Source organism: Stenotrophomonas sp. STEN038 (assembly GCF_056759895.1).
Map to the genome: position 1 here is coordinate 36,025 of NZ_JBRRDW010000007.1, position 18,512 is coordinate 54,536.

17 protein-coding genes are annotated in these 18,512 nt (G+C 64.2%); 7 read left to right on the forward strand and 10 right to left on the reverse strand.

Features of this window, described 5'->3' with window-relative positions:
• Positions 1–18: 18 nt before the first annotated feature.
• The 8 genes from ACVOLS_RS04400 to ACVOLS_RS04435 all read right to left on the reverse strand — a co-directional run bounded on the left by ACVOLS_RS04400 (position 19) and on the right by ACVOLS_RS04435 (position 7,530).
• Positions 19–1,095: a cyclopropane-fatty-acyl-phospholipid synthase family protein gene (locus ACVOLS_RS04400; RefSeq protein ID WP_481544623.1), complete on the reverse strand. Its 1,077-nt coding sequence runs from the start codon at positions 1,093–1,095 to the stop codon at positions 19–21.
• Positions 1,092–1,877 (reverse strand): DUF1295 domain-containing protein, encoded by a 786-nt coding sequence (locus tag ACVOLS_RS04405; protein WP_481544624.1) that lies wholly within the window; start codon positions 1,875–1,877, stop codon positions 1,092–1,094. The genes ACVOLS_RS04400 and ACVOLS_RS04405 overlap by 4 nt, the downstream gene beginning before the upstream one ends.
• Positions 1,874–2,422, reverse strand: coding sequence for a DUF2878 domain-containing protein (locus tag ACVOLS_RS04410; RefSeq protein ID WP_481544625.1), 549 nt, complete (start codon positions 2,420–2,422; stop codon positions 1,874–1,876). The genes ACVOLS_RS04405 and ACVOLS_RS04410 overlap by 4 nt, the downstream gene beginning before the upstream one ends.
• A 1-nt stretch (position 2,423) precedes the next feature.
• Entirely contained in the window at positions 2,424–3,683 is a 1,260-nt protein-coding gene (locus ACVOLS_RS04415) for a class I SAM-dependent methyltransferase (protein WP_481544626.1), read from the reverse strand.
• Positions 3,680–4,447 (reverse strand): DUF1365 domain-containing protein, encoded by a 768-nt coding sequence (locus tag ACVOLS_RS04420; RefSeq protein WP_481544627.1) that lies wholly within the window; start codon positions 4,445–4,447, stop codon positions 3,680–3,682. Before ACVOLS_RS04420 ends, ACVOLS_RS04415 begins: the two co-directional genes overlap by 4 nt.
• Entirely contained in the window at positions 4,444–5,721 is a 1,278-nt protein-coding gene (locus ACVOLS_RS04425) for an NAD(P)/FAD-dependent oxidoreductase (RefSeq protein WP_481544628.1), read from the reverse strand. Before ACVOLS_RS04425 ends, ACVOLS_RS04420 begins: the two co-directional genes overlap by 4 nt.
• A 1-nt stretch (position 5,722) precedes the next feature.
• On the reverse strand, positions 5,723–6,679 hold the full coding sequence (locus tag ACVOLS_RS04430; protein WP_481544629.1) for an acyl-CoA desaturase: 957 nt from the start codon (positions 6,677–6,679) through the stop codon (positions 5,723–5,725).
• Positions 6,680–6,762: 83 nt separating this feature from the next.
• A complete protein-coding gene (locus ACVOLS_RS04435; protein WP_481544630.1) occupies positions 6,763–7,530 on the reverse strand; it encodes a hypothetical protein in 768 nt (255 codons plus the stop codon).
• Between the two features lie 132 nt (positions 7,531–7,662).
• Here ACVOLS_RS04435 and ACVOLS_RS04440 point away from each other — a divergent pair, with 132 nt between their 5' ends.
• From ACVOLS_RS04440 to ACVOLS_RS04450, 3 genes are read left to right on the forward strand one after another with little or no spacing between them, the layout of a single operon-like run.
• The gene (locus ACVOLS_RS04440) at positions 7,663–8,286 is read left to right on the forward strand and encodes a sigma-70 family RNA polymerase sigma factor (protein ID WP_481544631.1); all 624 of its coding nucleotides are present in this window, start codon (positions 7,663–7,665) and stop codon (positions 8,284–8,286) included.
• Positions 8,283–8,963, forward strand: coding sequence for a ChrR family anti-sigma-E factor (locus tag ACVOLS_RS04445; protein ID WP_481544632.1), 681 nt, complete (start codon positions 8,283–8,285; stop codon positions 8,961–8,963). Before ACVOLS_RS04440 ends, ACVOLS_RS04445 begins: the two co-directional genes overlap by 4 nt.
• Positions 8,964–8,982: 19 nt before the next feature.
• Complete coding sequence (locus ACVOLS_RS04450) at positions 8,983–9,666, forward strand: Rossmann-fold NAD(P)-binding domain-containing protein (RefSeq protein ID WP_481544633.1); 684 nt, start codon at positions 8,983–8,985, stop codon at positions 9,664–9,666.
• Positions 9,667–9,706: 40 nt separating this feature from the next.
• On the opposite strand, the gene ACVOLS_RS04455 is transcribed toward ACVOLS_RS04450, so the two are convergent.
• Both ACVOLS_RS04455 and ACVOLS_RS04460 read right to left on the reverse strand, forming a co-directional pair.
• Complete coding sequence (locus tag ACVOLS_RS04455) at positions 9,707–10,192, reverse strand: TspO/MBR family protein (RefSeq protein WP_481544634.1); 486 nt, start codon at positions 10,190–10,192, stop codon at positions 9,707–9,709.
• Between the two features lie 102 nt (positions 10,193–10,294).
• On the reverse strand, positions 10,295–11,911 hold the full coding sequence (locus ACVOLS_RS04460; RefSeq protein ID WP_481544635.1) for a TerC family protein: 1,617 nt from the start codon (positions 11,909–11,911) through the stop codon (positions 10,295–10,297).
• A gap of 348 nt (positions 11,912–12,259) precedes the next feature.
• Here ACVOLS_RS04460 and ACVOLS_RS04465 point away from each other — a divergent pair, with 348 nt between their 5' ends.
• The 4 genes from ACVOLS_RS04465 (at position 12,260) to ACVOLS_RS04480 (ending at position 18,483) form a co-directional block, all read left to right on the forward strand.
• Positions 12,260–12,775, forward strand: coding sequence for an RNA polymerase sigma factor (locus ACVOLS_RS04465; protein ID WP_481533769.1), 516 nt, complete (start codon positions 12,260–12,262; stop codon positions 12,773–12,775).
• Complete coding sequence (locus ACVOLS_RS04470) at positions 12,772–13,809, forward strand: FecR family protein (protein ID WP_481544636.1); 1,038 nt, start codon at positions 12,772–12,774, stop codon at positions 13,807–13,809. Before ACVOLS_RS04465 ends, ACVOLS_RS04470 begins: the two co-directional genes overlap by 4 nt.
• A 136-nt stretch (positions 13,810–13,945) precedes the next feature.
• A complete protein-coding gene (locus ACVOLS_RS04475; protein WP_481544637.1) occupies positions 13,946–16,879 on the forward strand; it encodes a TonB-dependent receptor in 2,934 nt (977 codons plus the stop codon).
• 11 nt (positions 16,880–16,890) lie between these two features.
• Positions 16,891–18,483, forward strand: a complete 1,593-nt coding sequence (locus ACVOLS_RS04480; protein WP_481544638.1) for an alkaline phosphatase D family protein — start codon at positions 16,891–16,893, stop codon at positions 18,481–18,483.
• The last annotated feature ends 29 nt before the right edge of the window (positions 18,484–18,512 follow it).

The following is an 18,512-nucleotide window of genomic DNA, read 5'->3' on the forward strand; positions in this document are numbered from 1 at the left end:
GCATGGTCGGGCCTGCCTTCAGCGGGGACGGAACAGGTAATGCGCCACCAGCCATTGCTGGCCGTCGTCGTAACCGAACAGCTCTGCGCAGGCCATCCAGAACATGCGCCAGCGTTGCCACCAGATGCTTGCGGCGGCGTCGCTGCCGTAGGTCTGCACCAGCAGCGGCATGACCTGCTCGCGTGCGGCGTCCTGCCGTTGCAGCCAATGGTTGGCGGTGCGCTGGTAGTGGCGGCCATCCAGCAACCAACGCTGCTGCAGCTGCATGTCGCGTTGGAAATGCAGCAGGGTATCGGCGGCCGGCATCAGCCCGCCGGTGAAGAAATGGCGACCCATCCAGTTGTCCTCGCCGATCGTGTCGAACGGATACATATGCGTGCGATGGGCAAAGATATGCACGAACAACGCGCCATCCGGCTTCAGCCAGCGGGAAATGCGGCCAAGCAGGCGCTCGTAATTGCGGATGTGTTCGAACATCTCCACTGATACGCAGCGGTCGAAGGTGGCGCTCGGCAGCTGCAGCTGATTGACGTCGATGGTCAGCACTTCGACATTGGCGAAGTCGCGCGCCTTGCACTGGGCCAGGATGTGTTGGCGCTGGCTATGTGAGTTGGAGACCGCAGTGATCCGCGCGTCAGGGTAGTGCTCGGCCATCCACAGGGTCAGCGAGCCCCAGCCGCAGCCCAGTTCGAGGATGTGCTGGCCATTGGCGAGCCCGGCGCGTTGCCCGTAGAGCTCCAGCATTGCGTCCTCGGCCTGATCCAGGGTTTCAGTGCCGGTGTGGTAGTAGCAGCTGCTGTACTTCAAACGCTGGCCAAGGCAGGCCTGGAAGAATGCCGCAGGTACTTCGTAGTGCTGGCGGTTGGCAGCATCCACATGCAGGGCCAGCGGACTGCTGGACAACTCGGCGATGCGCCGGCTGAACCGCTCCGATTGCGCTTGCAGGCCTTCCTCAGTTTCCTCCTCCAGTCGCTGTGCGCACAGGCGGCGGATACCCCAGCGCAGCGCGGCATCTGGCAGCCAACCGCGCTCGGCCCAGCCGGTCAGGCCGGGCTCGGCATGGTTGGCGGAATCCAGCTGCGTGGCTGCGTTCATGGTGATTGCTCCTTGGCAGTGCGAGGAAACCAGGGGAAGAACATCGGGGTGCTGCGCTGGTAAGCGCGGTAATCCTCACCGCGGCTGCGTAGCGCCTGCTTCTCGGTGAACGGCACGCCGCTCAGGTAGCGCAGGAACAGGTACATCAGCACCGGCCCGGCCCATGCCAGCCACCATAGTGGCGAGCCAACGGCCAGCAGCACGTAGGTGAACCAGTGCAGCCATTCGAAGAAATAGTTGGGGTGTCGCGAGTAGCGCCACAGACCCTGCCGACAGGTGCGGCCTTTGTTGCCCGACTCAGCACGAAAACGCGCGAGCTGGCGGTCTGCCACTGATTCGCCGAGCACGCTCAACAACCAAACCGAAGCCGCTGCGACTACCCAGCCATAGCCATCGGTGCGTGGGTTGCTGGCCACCGCGACAAACGGCAGCGAAAACAGGACTATCAGCAGTGCCTGGGCAATGAAGAAGCCGAAGATCTTGCCTTGATGGCTGTGCCAATGTTCGCGCAGATACGTGTAGCGACCATCCTCGGACTCGTGCCGCACGCGCTGCCATAGATGCAGGGCGAGACGGCTTCCCCACAGTCCGCCGAGCACGGCCAAGCTGATGCGCGGCAACACTGCGCCGTCGCCCAGCCACGCAAGCAGCAGCGCGGCGGCAGCCAGGCCCTTGGCCCAGAGCACATCGACGATGCCGATATTGCGATGGCGGCGCTGCCAGACCCAGCCCCAAAGCATGATCGCCACGGCATACAACAGTACCCAGCCCAGATTGTTCATGTGGACGCGCCTGTCAGTGGAGCTTGGGTTGGGCTGCGGGACCAGCGGCGTGCGCTGGTGACCAGTAACGTCAGGGCGACGCTCCAGCCGATACCAAGAAGCAGCAATCCTTGCCAAGCGGGGGCGGCAAAATGCACGGCGCCAAAGCCACGTGCGGCGGACAGATAGGCCAGCGGTGCCAACAGCAGCCCGAACGTCACCGGTAGCAGCCAATGCCGTTGCAGGAAGGCCATCGACGAGGTCAGCGTCATCGCGAACGCGGCCCATAGCGCGATGATCCACGGCGGCGGCGCCCAGCCAAACGGGGCAGCGGCGTAGTCGACGCGGCCGCTTGCCGCGGCCAGCGCGTCAACCAACCAGGCGCAGACCAGCGCCAGCAGCAGCAAGCGCAACTCGATCCGTGGCTGGGCGGCGCTGCAAAACTGGCTGACGATGTAGAGCGCCGAGGCGAGCAGGGCCGGCCATTGCCAGCCACGCCCGGCACCGGCCACGGCGCACAGCCAGACCAGTTGATTGCCCAGCAGGTTCAGCACGGTCCTGCGCATGTCAGCGGATCTGTCCGGCATTGGCTGCGGGTTGATGGCCGGGCCGGGCCAGCAGCAGGTGCGATACGCCGATCGAGCGTTCCAGGAAGCCACCCTCGCAGTAGGCGAGATAGAACTCCCAGAGTCGGCAGAAGCGTGCGTCGAAGCCTTGTGCGTGCACCGCAGGCAGCTGCGCCATGAAGCGCTGGCGCCAGGCGCGCAGGGTCAAGGCATAGGAGTAGCCGAAGTCGTTCTGGGCCACCAGCTGCAGATCGCTGGCCCGCGTTTTCGCCGCCACAATCGCATTGATCGAAGGGATGAAGCTGCCGGGGAACACGAAGCGTTTGATGTAGTCAACGCTGCGCCGGGCCTGTTCGTAGCGATGGTCCTCGATGGTGATCGCCTGCAGCAGCGCTACGCCATCGGGCTTGAGCAGCCGCTGCAGGGTAGCCATGTAGGTGTCCAGGTATTCGGCGCCAATGGCCTCGATCATCTCGATCGAGACCAGCTTGTCGTACCGACCTTCAAGATCACGGTAGTCCTGCATCAGCAGGGTGATCCGGTCCTGCAGCCCGGCCTCACTCACGCGCTGCGCAGCCAGTGCGTGCTGCTCCGCCGAGATGGTTGTTGTAGTGACATGGCAGCCGTAGTGGCGTGCCGCGTGCACGGCGAAACCACCCCAGCCGGTGCCGATCTCGATCACTCGGTCGCCGGCCTGCAACTGCAGCTGCTGGCAGATGCGGTCGAGCTTGCGCTGTGAGGCCTGCTCAAGTGATGTGTTTTCGTCGGCAAACAGTGCGGAGGAATACATCAGGTCCGGCGACAGGAACAGCGCGAAGAAATCGTTGCCGAGGTCATAGTGCGCGGCGATGTTGCGGCGGCTGCCTTCGCGGCTGTTGCGCCGCAGCCGGTTCCATCCACGCAGCAGCCAGCCACCAATACGCGCGGGGCCGCGCTCCATGTCATCGAGCAGGTCGCGGTTGCGCACCAGGATGCGCACCAGCGTGACCAGGTCATCGCAACGCCAGTCGCCATTGATGTAGCTTTCGCCGGCGCCGACGCTGCCTTGTGCGGCTACCTTGCGGTAGAACGCGGGGTCGTCGATGGTCACCGTGGTTTGCAGCTGCGCTGAAGCATCGCCCAGCACCACCTCGCCGAGCGCATCGCGCACGCGCAGGCAACCATCGCGCAGTGGTGCGAGTTCGGCCAGCATCCGGCGCCGCAGCAGTGCATCCAGCGCACCGGGTTGCGGCAGGGCTACCGAGGAAGTCATCTGGTTCATCGCGTTTTCTCGGCAAGGGAAGGGTGGTCGTGGACTGGGTTGCGCTTCAGCCACAGCCGCAATGCCTGCCAGTGGATGGCGGCGACAACCTGCAGCGTCATCAACGGATAGCAGGCCAGTACCCGCGCCAAGCCGGTGCCATTGAGCGGGTGGCGCTGCATGGACTGGGTCGCGTCGAACTGGCGCAGGCCTTCGCGCCAGACCTGCATATGCACCTGCAGGTCGTCGCCGGGCGCGGTGAGGCGCCAGTCGTAGCGGCAATCCATCGCCATGAACGGCGAAACATGGAAGCACTTGTCGAACTGCCAGCGCAGTGCCCGGCCGTTGCTGAGCGCGGTGGCTGCGGGCAGTACATAGGCGTGGCGTTCTCTCCATGGCGTGTTGGTGATGTCCGCCACGATGCAGTCCAGGCTGATGCCGTCGGCCCGGTAGCAGTAGTAGAAACTGACCGGATTGAACACATGGCCCGCAACGCGCAGATGGGTAAGCAGGCGCACCGGTCCGGCCGGCCGATGACCAAGCACGGTTGCGGCGTGGGCACGCACTGCATCTGCCAAGGGCAGGGCGGGATCGCCGAAATAGTCACTGCGGCGGAACTCGACCAGGTTGCGGCGGTTCACCGACCACAGCCAGCGCCCGGCAAAGATCTGCTCCAGTTCGTCCAGGTCCAGCAGCAGCTGGGCGATGGGATAGCGGAACGCATGTGGATGCGGAAGATGGCGGCGATGCACAACATGGCCGAGGTAGATCGCACTGTTGGTCATGCGGTCGCCTCCGGCTGCGGCAGCCACGATGCATTGGGCCTGCGCGCAGTCAAGGCATCCACCACGCGGCGGGCACTGCGTATGCCATCTTCGTGGAAGCCCCAGCCCCAATACGCGCCGGCGAACCAGGTGTGGCGTTGGCCCTGGATATCGGCCCAGCGCTGTTGTGCCGCCACCGCGGCGTGGTCGTGCACCGGGTGTGCGTAGCGCATGCGGCGCAGCACCTTGGCAGGATCGATCCGAGCGCTGTCGTTGAGCGTCACCACCAGCGGCGTATCGCCTGGAAGTCCCTGCAGCAGGTTCATGCAGTAGCTGACCGTGCAGGGTGCGTCGGCAGCTTGCGGCACGTGCGCGTTCCACGCTGCCCACGCCTTGCGGTTGCGTGGCAGCAAGGAGGCATCGGTATGCAACAGCACTTCGTTGTGCTGGTAGTTGATGGCGCCCAGTATCTGCTGCTCAAGCGGGGTCGCGTCATCGAGCAGGCGCAAGGCCTGGTCGCTGTGGCAGGCCAGGATCACCTCGTCGAAGCCCTCAACGCCTGCGCTGCTGTGGACCCAGGCACCATCCGCTTCGCGCTCAACCTTCCATACCGCGCATTCAAGCCGTTCTCGCACCTGCCAGCGTGCCCGCAGGGCGTCGACATAGCGTGCCGAGCCGCCCTTCACCACGCGCCATTGTGGACGTGCGCTGACCTGCAGCATCTGGTGGTTGGCCATGAACTGGACCAGATAGCGTGCCGGGAAATCGCGCACGGTTGCGGTCGGCGAGGACCACAGCGCGGATGCCATCGGCAGCAGATGTTCCTCGACGAAGGCCTCGCCGTAGCGCTGGCTGCGCAGGTATTCGCCAAGCGTGGGGCCGTCACCGCCTTCCAGCAGCGCAGGTGCCTCACGGTAGAAGCGGCGCAGGTCACGCAGCATGCCCCAGAAGCGTGGCGACAGCAGGTTGCGACGCTGGCAGAACAGGCCATCGAGCGAGGTCGCGTTGTACTCCACGCCACTGCGCTCGCTGCGCATGGAGAAACTCATCGTGGTCGGCTGCGATGCCACGCCAAGCTCATCGAACAGCGCGCTCAGCAGCGGGTAGTGCTGCGGGTTGAAGACGATGAAGCCCGTGTCCACGGCCATCGGTATCCCGTCCACCTGCAGCGCATGGGTGTGGGTGTGGCCGCCGAGGTAGTCATTGGCCTCGAACAACGTGACTTCATGCGCGGCATCCAGCCACCAGGCGCTGGCCAGCCCGGCAATTCCCGAACCAATGACGGCGATACGCATATCAGTTCCTCGCCTTGGCAAGCACCCAGGCCGGGATCGGCTTGAGCTCCTTGACCAGGCCCAGCATCGCCATCACCCGCAGGCCATACCAGGTCAGGTCGATCTCCCACCAGCGGAATCCCTGTCGCACCGTGCCGGGAAAGAAATGGTGGTTGTTGTGCCAGCCCTCGCCGAAGGTGAGCAGCGCCAGCCAAAGGTTGTTGCGGCTGTCGTCGCGGGTGTCGAAGCGGCGGCGGCCAAAGCGGTGGGCCAGTGAATTGATGGTGACGGTGGCGTGGAACAACACCACCGTGGAGATGAAGAAACCCCATACCAGCAATTGCATGCCCGAGGTCTGCAGGCCCGGTGCCCAGCGTTCAAGCAACGCACCCAGTGCATACAGGGCTGCGGCGAGCAGCAGGGGGACCACGGTGTCGAAGCGGTCCAGCCAACGCAGTTCCGGGAAATGGGCAAGATCCGGCACGCGCTGCAGGTCGGTGGCGAACGCCTCACGGGTCAGGAACCAGCCGACATGGCTGCGCCAGAAGCCTTTCTGCTGCGGGGAATGCGGGTCCAGCGGCTGGTCGGCATGGCGGTGGTGATGCCGATGGTGCGCCGCCCACCACAGCGGCCCGCGCTGCACGCTGGACGCGCCGACAAGGGCGAACACGAACTGCACCGCGCGCGATGTCTGGAAGGTGCGATGGGAAAAATAGCGGTGATAGAACGCGGTTATCGCGAACATCCGCACTGCATACAAGGCCAGCGCAACGGCAACTGCCGTCCACGAGACACCCACCCAGATCACCCCCAGGCAGCCGAGGTGCAGCAGGACGAAAGGCAGGGCGCGCATCCAATCAATGCGATCGTTTGGCAGCGACTCGCCAGCGGCGCCAGCGCTATCGGCGGTGTCGAACCAGCGCTGCAGCGTGCGCAGCAGGGCCACACGTCGGCGGGGAAGGGGCGCTGCGGATGCCATGGAGCGTATCTCGGGAGGATTTCTACCCTTCTCTACGGCGCGCGGCGGTGATTGGATGCAGCGTAATGGAGATTCCATTGCGGTCAGCCCGGTGCGGCGGTACAGCGCGCCACCAGTGCCTGCTGCAGTTCCGCCTGCCACTGCGCCGCCGGGCGTTCCACTGCCTTCTTCGCGAAGCGTACCGTCACCAGCGGGTAGTCACCGCGGGCATCGCGCAGGTTGCTGGTGCCATGGAATTCCAGCAGCCGCCGATCAGCATCGGCATAGACCAGCGCCAGACGCGGCGCGACCATCCCGTACCACGCATCCAGCTGCACCTGGATGGACTGGGCATCCATACCCTGCCAGCGGACGGCGCCGACACGCTGCACCTGCACCGGGTAGTAGCGCTGCCGGCTGGGTACCAGGAACTGCAGGCTGAGCCGCTCGCCCTGCATCAAGCGCTGCCAATGCGTGCGCACGGCGGCGTCGAACCCGGCGTCGATCACCGCATCGGCTGGAAGTGGCAGTCGCCGCGCGCGCGTTTTTGCCGCTGCATCTTCTTTCCAGTTCAGCTGCAGGACGCCCGCTGCCGCTGCAACGCTGGCGGCCTGTCCGCTGCGACGGTCCTCCCAGTGGTAGCTGGGGGCCTGAGCGGAACCGTTGACCTGCATGTGCTTGCGCGCGAACGGCTGGCCGTCGGCGCAAAGGTAGTGCACCCAGCGCTCCGCCGCATCCCCAGCGCCGCGCTGCCAATGCACCTCGCGGTAGGCCACCGCCCCGTCGCGGGTCGTGGCAACGCCTTCACCGCGCAGCAGCGGCGCTGCCGACGCCATGAAGGGCAGGAACAGCAACAGGCAGGCCATGCGCATGGGGGCATCCCGGAAAGAGCTCTCCCTGCCTACGGGCGAGGCCGGCCGCTGGATGCAGGCAGGGCCGTGCATCCAAACGCCGCCACCGCGCGTAGGAAGGACAACACATTCACTGCAGTCCTGCCCACGCAGATGTACCCTGATTCCCGCAACCTCCCTTCCTCCTTGGACATCGCCCGGATCGTGTCCAGTTCACAGCAGCTGAGCAAAGAGCCAATGAACTGGGCCGGTGACATGGACGGCGTGGCGCGGCTGCGCGATCGCGACTGCTTCATGCGCATCTACGACCACTTCATGCCACGCCTGTGCGTATACCTGCGTGGCCTGGGTGCCCCGGAGGCGGTGGCCGAGGAACTGGCGCAGGAATGCCTGCTGCGCTTGTGGCTGCGGGCCGGGGAGTTCGATCCGGCGCAGGGCGCGCTGAGTACCTGGCTGTACCGCATCGCACGTAACCTGCACATCGACCGCGTGCGCCACGAGCGCAGCTGGACGCTGGTGCAGGCGGCAGTGGAGAACGCCGCCGCCAGCGACGTACTCGAGCGCAGCAGTGCCGAGCAGTTCGCCGACCATGCACGGCTGCGCCAACGCATCAACGAGCTCTCCGCCGTGCAGGCGCGGCTGGTGCGGATGTCCTATTTCGAGGCGAAGAGCCATGGCGAGATCGCGCAGGCGTTGGGGATGCCCTTGGGCACGGTGAAGTCACATCTGCGTCGCGCCTTCCTGCTGTTGCAGTCCAAGGTCGGGGGGGCGTCATGAACCCGCACCATCACCTGCATGAATCGACCTTGATGAGTTACGCGGCCGGTGCCTTGCAGGCGCCATTGAGCATCGTTGCCGGCGCCCATCTCGAGCAGTGCCCGCACTGCCGCAAGCGCCTGCGCGATGCCGAAGCGGTCGGCTCGGCACTGCTGGAACAAACCCAGCCGGTGCTGGAGGAAACGCGGCGCGAAACATTGCGCGCTTCCATGCTGGCGCAACTGATGGAACCCAGTACGGCTGCGATGCCTGAGCAGAAGCCAGAGCGCCCCTTGCCACCCGAGCGGCCACAGGCCGACCCGGAGTATCTGCCCGCATCACTGCATCCCTATTTCGGCGACTCGCTGGGCAGCCTGCGCTGGCGTTGGATGGCACCGGGTGTGCATTGCATCCGCGCGAGGCAGATGCCGTCACTGATCATGCTGAAGATCGCCCCTGGCAAGTGCCTGCCGATGCACAGTCATGGCCGCAGCGAGCTGACCCAGATCCTGCGCGGCTCCTACAACGATGCCTTGGGCTTGTTCGCCCCCGGCGACGTGGCGGACCTGGATGGGGACGTCGAGCACCAGCCGGTCACAGCCCCTGGTGTGCCGTGCATCTGCGTGTCGGCGTTGGACGCACCGCTGGTGTTCAGTGGTTGGTTGGCGCGCAAAGTGCAACGCTTCGTCAAACTGTAGATCGCACGGGACGCAGCCGATGAACGATGCCGGACGCCTGAAGATCGTGTTGACCGGCGCCAGCGGGCTGGTCGGTCAAGGCGTGGCCTTGGCCTGCGCCGGTTCCGCGCACGTCAAGCGCACGGTCGCGCTGGTGCGGCGTGCGGGTGGGTTGGTTACGGCGACGGAGGAGTTGGTGCTGGAGGATTTCCAGCAGGCGCACCGCCGCCGTGCGGACCTGGTCGGCTTTGATGCCTGCTTTTATTGCGCGGGTGCAGCGCCGATTGGCACCGAGGAGGACGAGTATCGGCGAGTCACGCTGGACACCACACTGGCAGTCGCGCAGACCTGGTTCGCAGCCAATCCACAGGGCATGTTCCTGTATGTATCAGGCGCACATGCCAGCCCTGAAAGCCACTTTATGCCCCTGCGCATCAAAGGCGAAACGGAGCGGGCACTGGCCCAGCTGCCGGGGCGTACGGTAATGCTGCGGCCGGGCGGCATGCGACCGGTCGCTGGCACCGGCACCCGACATGCGCTGCTGAAGCCGCTGTATGTGGTTGGCGGGCCAATGATGCAGCTGGCAGCGGCTGCCCTGCCGTCGCTGTTCACCAGCAACCTGGTTCTGGGTCGCGCGATGATCGCATTGGCACGCATGCGTGATCCGCCCGGCGAGGTGGAGTGCACGCAGATCAATCAGCTTGGGGATGCCGACGCAGCGTAGGCCTGCTGCGGCAGCACGCGCGCGTAAGAGCTTTTGCTGTTTACAGCAGCCCGGGATTCGCCTGCCAGACCGCGTAGTTGAGCACGCTGGCAAAGCCCACCCAGGCAAGATAGGGCAGCAACAGGCAGGCCGCGACCTTGTGGATGCGCCAGAACGCAATCAGCGTGGCAACGATCAACACGATCAACAGCAGAATATCGGCGAAGGCCATAGCGCCCTGTTTCCAGCCGAAGAACAGCCAGCTCCATAGTGCGTTGATGCCAAGCTGCAGCAGGTAAAGGGGCAACGCAGGTGCGGCCGCGCGCCAACCGCGTTCGCGCCAGACAAGAAACGCTGCCAGCGCCATCATCGCGTAAAGCGCCGTCCACACGGGACCAAACAGGTTCGCCGGTGGTGCCCATGCAGGTAGTGCAAGGGCGGCGTAGAAACTGGAGGCCGAGATGGAGGCGCGGGCACCAAGCGCTGCGGCGACGAAGGTGACCAGGAACCAGCCGGCGAATCCGAGGAGCTGTCTACGTATCTGCATGGCGCTTGTTGGTCCTTTCCAGCGTGTCAGAGGTCGCTTGTACGCAGCAGCACAGGGTTTGGATGCAGTGACAACAGCCAATGATGCTGATTGGTGCCTGGATCACCCCGGCAGGCCTGAGCCAGGACGGTTGTCAGGACGCGTAACGGCGGCACGGGGGAGCCGTGACCCCCACCGCGGTGGGTACGGCTTGTCGATCGCGGAAATCCGCGTCTTGCCGATTCGCCTGCCTTCCAGGTCAATCACCTGCAGACGCCAGCCAGCCGACTCAACAGTATCGCCAGCCACTGGCAGCCGCTCCAGTGCATGCAACAGCAAGCCGGACAGACTGACATACAGTGGACTTCGTTCCAGGGTGATGCCGGTGATGCGCTCCACGTCTTCGATCGACATGGACGCATCCACGATCCAGCTGCCGTCCACCTGTTCGGTGCCGAAATCGGCGTCGCGGGTATCGGCAAGATCGCCTGCAATGGCCGCCAGCAGATCGTTGGCGGTAACCAGACCCTGCACGCTGCCGTATTCGTCGACTACCACCGCCAACGGAATCGGGTGCTGCTTGATCCGTTCCAGCGCACGCAGCGCGGTTGCGCCTTCGGGTAGGGTCAGCGGCTCGCGCAGGTAATCCGCCAGTACCAAGGGCTTGCCGGCGAGAACGCCTGCGAGCAGGTCGCGGCTCTGCACAACGCCTTGCAGGTTGTCCAGTTCGCCATCCGCCACCAGCAGGCGGGTATGCGGCGAGCTCATCAATTGCGCGGTGGTGTGCTCTGGCCCCTTGCCGAGATCGATCCATTGGATGTCGGCGCGCACGGTCATCACGCTTGCTACCGAGCGGTCGGCCAGGGCCAGCACGCCACGGATCATGTCGTGCTCGGATGCGGCAAGGCCTGATGGCAGCTGATCGGCTGGCTCGTGGCTCTCACCGGCAACGGCCTGCGTCGGGCGCGACCCCAGCAGCTTGAGCACCGCATTGGAGGTGCGCTGCCGGAAGGACAGGTTCTGCGCGTGCTTCTCGCGGTTGAACTGGGTCCACTGGTTGAAGCCCTCGATCAGCACCGAGAACGCAATCGCAGCGTACAGATAGCCCTTGGGAATCTTGAAGCCCAGGCCTTCGGCCACAAGGCTGAAGCCGATCATCAACAGGAAGCCAAGGCACAGGATCACCACTGTCGGATGACGGTTGACGAAACTGGTGAGCGGCTTGCTGGCCAGCATCATCACCGCCATCGCAATCGTCACTGCAGCAAACATCACGCCGAGGTGGTCGACCATGCCGACCGCAGTAATCACCGAGTCCAGCGAGAACACCGCATCGAGGATGACGATCTGCGTCACCACCAGACCGAAGCTGGCGTAGACCTTGTTGTCGCCGGTCTCGTGCGAGCGTCCTTCAAGCCGCTCGTGCAGTTCCATCGTTGCCTTGAACAACAGGAACAGACCGCCGACCAGCAGAATCAGGTCACGGCCGGAGAACGCGTGGTCGAATACGGAGAACAGCGGCGCGGTGAGCCGCATGATCCAGGACAGCGTGGCCAGCAGGCCCAGTCGCATCACCAGCGCCAGGCTCAAGCCAATGAGGCGGGCCTTGTCACGCTGGTGGGGAGGAAGCTTGTCCGCAAGGATCGCGATGAAAACGAGGTTGTCGATGCCGAGGATGATTTCGAGAACGACAAGTGTAGAGAGACCCATCCAGATTGTTGGGTCGGATAACCATTCCATGCAGTGTTGGGGTAGCGGAGGAACCCCGATCATCGCACGCGCGAACGGCTTGCTTCCTTTTTTGGACGAAGCCGCTGTTTTTGTTCACTTTCTTGTTCATGGAATCGTTGCCGCACGCCACCGATGCGGCCATGCGCATGGGGTTGGTGAAGCGTGACGCGTGCGGACTGACCGGGATGCCACCGCAGGGACACCTCCCCCTGACATGCAATCACAGGCTTCCTGCCGCCGGGAATGCATGCATTGCCGGCGCACCGCAGCTACTCCCTTTGCCAGGCGATGAAATGCTGCTGTCATCATCGCGCGCCACCATCTGCCGCTTTATCGGCGGCGGGACCTTGGGTTGTCGTGAAAAGCGCCAGGATCTGGGAGCAGGGCTATGAGCTGCGCCGACGCTTGCTGCGGGGATTCTTCCTGCGCCGTGGCTCCCACGCCGATGATGCCGAGGATCTGGCGCAGGAGGTCTACCTGCGGCTGCTGCGTCGCAGTGACGACGATGCCGAGGCCATCGCCAATCCAGAAGGCTATCTTTTTGCGGTAGCCGCCAACCTTGCGCGCGAGCACGCGCGCACGCAATCCGCGCGCCCACCGCTGGACGACGTCGATCTGCTTGCCGAGGTGTTGAAGAGCGAGGAAGACATCGAGGGCGAGTTCGAGCAGGTGCAACGTTGGAGTGACATCCGTGGCGCCATCGCGCGATTGCCTGCAACCACGCGCCGGGTGATGGAACTGCATTACCGCGAAGGCGTGGAGTGCCTGCAGATCAGCGCGCAGCTTGATGTGTCGGTGCACATGGTGCGCAAGCATATCGGCAAGGGGCTGGAAGCCTGCCGGCAGGCGCTAGGCACCAGGGAGGGTGCATGAACCGGAATACCACCGACTGTACAGACGGAAGTGTCGCCGAGCAGGGCCTGCAATGGCTTCTGGTCAATCGCGAAGGAGCGCTGAGCGAAGTACAGCGACGCGCGTTCCTGGCCTGGTTGCGCCGTTCACCCGAGCATGTGCGTGCCTATCTGCAGGCACTGGATCTGCACCGGCAGGTGGGCGAGGCGATGCCGGCTGCATCGTCCGACCTGCTGGAAGGCGACCTGATAGTGGCTGGCGCAGGCCGACCGATGGCCAAGGTCGTGCCCTTGTTCGCCAAAGCCACCGCACACAACGTCGTTCCAGCGCGACGTGGCAGGCGCGGCTGGGCTGCCTTGGCTGCTGCTGCCTGCCTGGTGCTGCTGTTGGGGGCGTCACTGTCGCGTCTATGGCCGCAGGAACAGGTGTTGACTGCAGGCCACGGTGAACTGCGCGAACTGGTACTGGCAGATAGCACCCAGGTGCGACTGAACGCGGACAGCGCGATCCGCGTGCGCATGGGCTGGCTGGATCGACATGTAGAGCTGCTGCGCGGTGAGGCGAGTTTCGATGTGGCACCGGACCGGCGCGCGTTCGAGGTGCAGGTAGGCGAGTTGCGGGTGCGCGATATCGGTACCGTGTTCGATGTGTCGCGGCGGCTGCAGAACACCCGTATCGGTGTGGTCTCCGGCGAAGTCGAGGTCTGGCGGGGGGACTCGGATCAGCAGCGACTTGCCCGGCTGTTTGCGGGCCGGGTGGTGCTGGTGGACAACGATACCGGTGCTGTACAGCCCTTGGACATGCCTGCATCGATGCTACTGGATTGGCAGCAACGCAAGGTCTCCTTCCTGGACGAGCGCCTGGATGAGGTTGCGGCGGCATTCAATCGCCATAACCGCGTGCAGGTCGTGATCGAGGACGATACAGCGGCGGCCATGCGCCTGTCTGGCAGCCTGGATGCGGACCGGATCGTGGCGCTGCAGGCATTCCTTGCCCGCGACCCGCGCTTCAAGGTGCAACGCCGCGGTGACACCGTGCATGTCCATAGCCGCTGAGGGCTCGGCGTTGGGCCTGTAAGAAAAAATTCATCGAATCAGTGTTCTCCACTTCGCCACAGCACAGCTCTTACTAGGGGAAGCCGACGTCACCTGCCGACGCGGTACATGCAATCTCCCTCCTCTAGGAACCGTGATGCGGAAGAAGCTCTACCTGTCGGTCGTTCTCGCACTATCCCCTTGCATTGCCGTGCCGGCACTGGCCGCCACCGGCGGATTGGAGGCGAAGGTGACGACTGCGATCCCGGCGCAGTCGCTGGGCCACGCGTTGGAGCAGTTGTCGCGCAGTGCCGGTGTGCAGTTCCTCTACTCGCCCACCGGTGCGCCGCGCATGGCAGCGGCGGTGCCGAGCGGCGCCACCGTCAAGCAGGCGCTGGATGTATTGCTGGCCGGCAGCGGGCTGGGCTACAGCGTGGTGGATGGCAACGTCATCGCCATCGATCCAGCGCCCGCCAAGCCGGCCGCTGCGCAGCCAGCGCCAGTGGTACCACGTGCCGCAGAGGCCGCTGCAGCGCCGACCCTGGGGACGGTGACGGTGATTGCCGCGCACGAGGTCATCGACCAGAAGAAGCAGTCGCCGGTGATCAAGGATTCGGTGATCTATGACGAGATGGACAGCTATGGCGATGAGACACTGGCCGAGAGCCTGATGGCTGCGCCGGGCCTGAGTGCGGTGGAGGACGCCGGTGAGCCACGTTACGTCACCGTGCGTGGCGTGCAGGCCAACCTCAACTACACCACGATTGATGGCATCGCCATAGCCAGCGTCGGCGGTAGTGGATCCGGCGAGCGGATGAACAATCTGCAGCTGATTCCCAGCGACATCGGTACCCGCACCGATATCTACAAGAGCTTCAGTGCCGAGCAGGCGCCGGATGCCATTGGTGGCGTCATCGATATCATCAGCCGCAGCGCGTTCGACCGCTCGGGGAAATATGTGTTCGCCGACGTGGCTGGCATCTACTCCACCGCGGAGACCGACGTCGGCCGCAGCGCAGGCGGTGACCACAAGACGCTGGGACACTTCGGCAAGAGCGCCAAGATGGTGTTCTCCAACCAGTTTGGCGCAGACCAGCAGTTCGGCATCGTCGCGGTCGCCCGCTATGAACAGCGCTCACGCAACAGCATCAAGCGTTGGGTCGAGTCCAACTACTACTTCAACGATGCGGGCAAGTACCTGACCGATGGCACCACCGCGCCCACCGAGGCGGCCGGTTGGAACGGCCTGCGTGCACCGGGCAACTTCAGTACCGGCACCTATACCAACTACATCACCAATTTCGGTGGCTCGGCCAAGCTGGAGTGGAAGCCAAGTGATGATCCCTTCTATGCGTCGCTGTTGCTGTACTCGTACCGTTTCTACGAGAACTCGACGATGAACAAGACCGATCTGTATTCCAACGCGAAGTTCGCGATCCGTGATCAGACGGCGGACAGCGGCACCACCCAGATCAACAGCATCTACATCAAGAACCGCCACGATCGCTGGGACCGCAACAACCGCGGCGCGATCGCCAGCTTCAACTGGGACATCGGCGCGCTGACCAGGTTGACCCTGCGTGGCGGCCATACCGAGGAAACCTTCGACAACACCCAGGTCTACTGGGGCGTGCGTGCCTACCCGAGCAATCTGTTCGTGGATTACGCCAATGACAAGCATGGCTTCCCGAACGCCGTGGGCGTGTCTGATCCCAGCCTGCTGACCAGTTCCAGCTTCAAGCTCAATCCAGCCCAGGCCTATATCTCGCCGCGCGACGCGAAGGAGACCATCGACAACCTGCGCCTGGATTTCAGCCACAACATCGATGCCGACGCGCGCGGTTTCGGCCTTGCTGCCGGTGCCGAGTACCGCCACCTCAACATCTGGCAGGACATCGACTTCAACTACTACAAGACCAGCGCAACCTTGAATGACTACCTGTACCCGGGCTCCACGCTGCTCGGCTCGGTGCCTGGCTTCCCGCTGATCGACAACAGCAAGGTCACCGAAGAGCTGCTGCCGACCCTGGGTAACAACAACGCGGCCTATCCCAACGCGAACTTCACCAGCGACTACAAGTATGTGGAAGACATCGCCAATGCCTATGTGTCCGCCCACTATGCATGGGATCGCCTGCTGCTGATCGGCGGCCTGCGCTACGACCACACCCGCTTCGATGCATTCAGCCCGTACAGCAGCAACGGCGGCAGCACCTATACCGCCGATTTCCTCAAGACCAGCGGCGGTTACAGCGACCTGCTGCCGTCGCTGAATGCCAGTTTCAAACTCAGCGAGAACCAGCGCCTGCGCTTCTCTGCGAGCCGGACGCTCGGCCGGCCGACCCCGAGCAACATCGCCCAGGCCACCAACAGCAGCTGCGCGGACGATGATGAGGGCAGGGGCTACTGCACGATCAAGCAAGGCAATGCCGGGCTCGACCCGCGCCGCTCGACGAACCTGGACCTGGCCTGGGAGACGTACTTCAACGGCAACAACGGCATCGTCTCGGTTGCCTTGTTCGACAAGGTGATCAAGGACGACATCTACACCTTGACCACCTTCGAGGATATCGGCGACACCACCTATCGGGTCACCCAGCCGATGAACACCGAGGAGTCGCGGCTGCGCGGCGTCGAGTTCGCCATCGCCAACCGCAACCTGCGCTGGGGACGGCACCGCTTCGACATGTTCTTCAACGCCACCGGCCTGGACGGACAGACCAACTACAAGATCAGTGACGGTACCCCGCGCCGGCTTGATCGCCTGTTGTACCAGCCGGACTGGTCGGTCAATGGTTCAGCGATCTGGCGCATGCCGTGGAACAGCGCCCAGCTGCGGGTTTCCGGCAACTACCGCAGCCGCATGCTGGTCGACTTCGGTGACACCGAATGGCTGGACTCCTATTACGACCCGTACATGACCTTCAACCTGGCCTTCAGCCACAAGATCAGCAAGCACGTCACGCTGAAGTACGAAGCCAAGAACCTGTTCAACATGCAGCCGACCTACAGCACCGGTCCGAACGGGCGCTTCCGTACCGAGATCGATGACTACGGCCGCTTCTACTATTTCCACATCATCTACAACTGAGGACGCGGCCCGTGGACAACTTCAATCGCAGGCGCTTCCTCGCGCTGTCCGGTCTGTCGGCGTTCGGCGCGTGGATGGGCACCGCGTCGTTGGCCGCACAGGCCGATGCCAGCGCGCTGAATCCGCGCAACCTGCTGGCGTCGCCGCGCTTTGCCAGCACGCCGTTCACGCTCGGCGTGGCGTCCGGTGACCCCAGTACCGATGGCATGGTGTTGTGGACGCGGCTGGCGACCGAGCCGTTGGCATTCGGCGGTGGCATCACGCCGCGGCCGATCCCGGTGCAGTGGCAGCTGGCTGCCGACGACGGCTTCCGTCGCGTGCTGCGGCAGGGTTCCGCGCTGGCGCATCCCGAGCTCGGCCATGCCTTGCACGTGGAGCTGGAAGGGCTGGAGCCTGGCCGGCCGTATTGGTACCGCTTCACCGTTGGCGGCCATGAAAGCGCGGCAGGCCGCACCTGCACCCTGCCTGCGGCGACGGCACAGGTGGACAGGGTCCGCTTCGCGGTGGCCGGTTGCCAGCACTTCGAGGAAGGGCATTTCACCGGCTGGCGCCGCATCGCCGAGGAACCGCTGGATTTCGTCTTCCACTATGGCGACTACATCTACGAGGGCGAAAGTCAGCCGGGTGTGCGGCGGATGAATGGTCAGCCTTTCACCAACCTGCGCAACCACGTTGGGCCGCAGATCTACACGCTGGATGATTATCGCCGCCGCTATGCGCAGTACAAGAGTGACGCCGATCTGCAGGCCGCGCACGCCGCCGCACCCTGGTTCGTGACCTTCGACGATCATGAAGTGGACAACAACTGGGCGGGCGCGGAGGACCAGGATGGAACCCCGAGCGAAGTGTTCCTGCTGCGGCGCGCGCAGGCCTTCCAGGCGTACTACGAGAACATGCCGCTGCGCCGTTCGGCATTTCCGGTGAATGGGCACATGCAGCTGTATCGCCGTGCGCGCTATGGCAACCTGATGGACCTGCATCTGCTGGATACCCGCCAATACCGCAGCAAGCAGGCGGACATGGCGTCGCGTGCGCAGGTCGAGTCGCCGGCACGCAGCATCGTCGGCGCGCAGCAGGAACGCTGGTTGTTCGATGGGCTGGCGGATGCAACGCCGCGTTGGCACACCATCGCCCACCAGGTGTCGCTGGGTAATTACGCGCGCGAGAAGGATGGGCAGGTAGTGTCATCGGACGACCAATGGTCCGGTTACCTGGACAGCCGCAGACGGTTGCTCGATCACATCCAGACAGTGGGCTTCAACAACGTGGTCACCGCATGCGGTGACGCGCACCGCCACTACGCCAGCGACCTGGTGCAGGACAACGCCGACTCCGGGGTGATTTCCAGCGAGTTCCTGGCCACCTCGATCAGCTCTGGCGCCGATGGCCAGGGCATCGACGCGATGGCACGCAATACGCTGCAACACAGCCCGCACCTGAAGGCCACCACCGACAAACGTGGTTATGTCCTGTGCGACGTGACCCGCGATACCTGGATGGGCGACATGAAGACGCTTGACCAGGTCATGCAGCCCAACGGCAAGCTGGAAAGCTGGAAGCGCTATGCGGTGGCGCATGGCCGGCCGGGCCTGCAGGAGGTCTGAAGGCACCGTCAACCGCTGAAACTCACGGA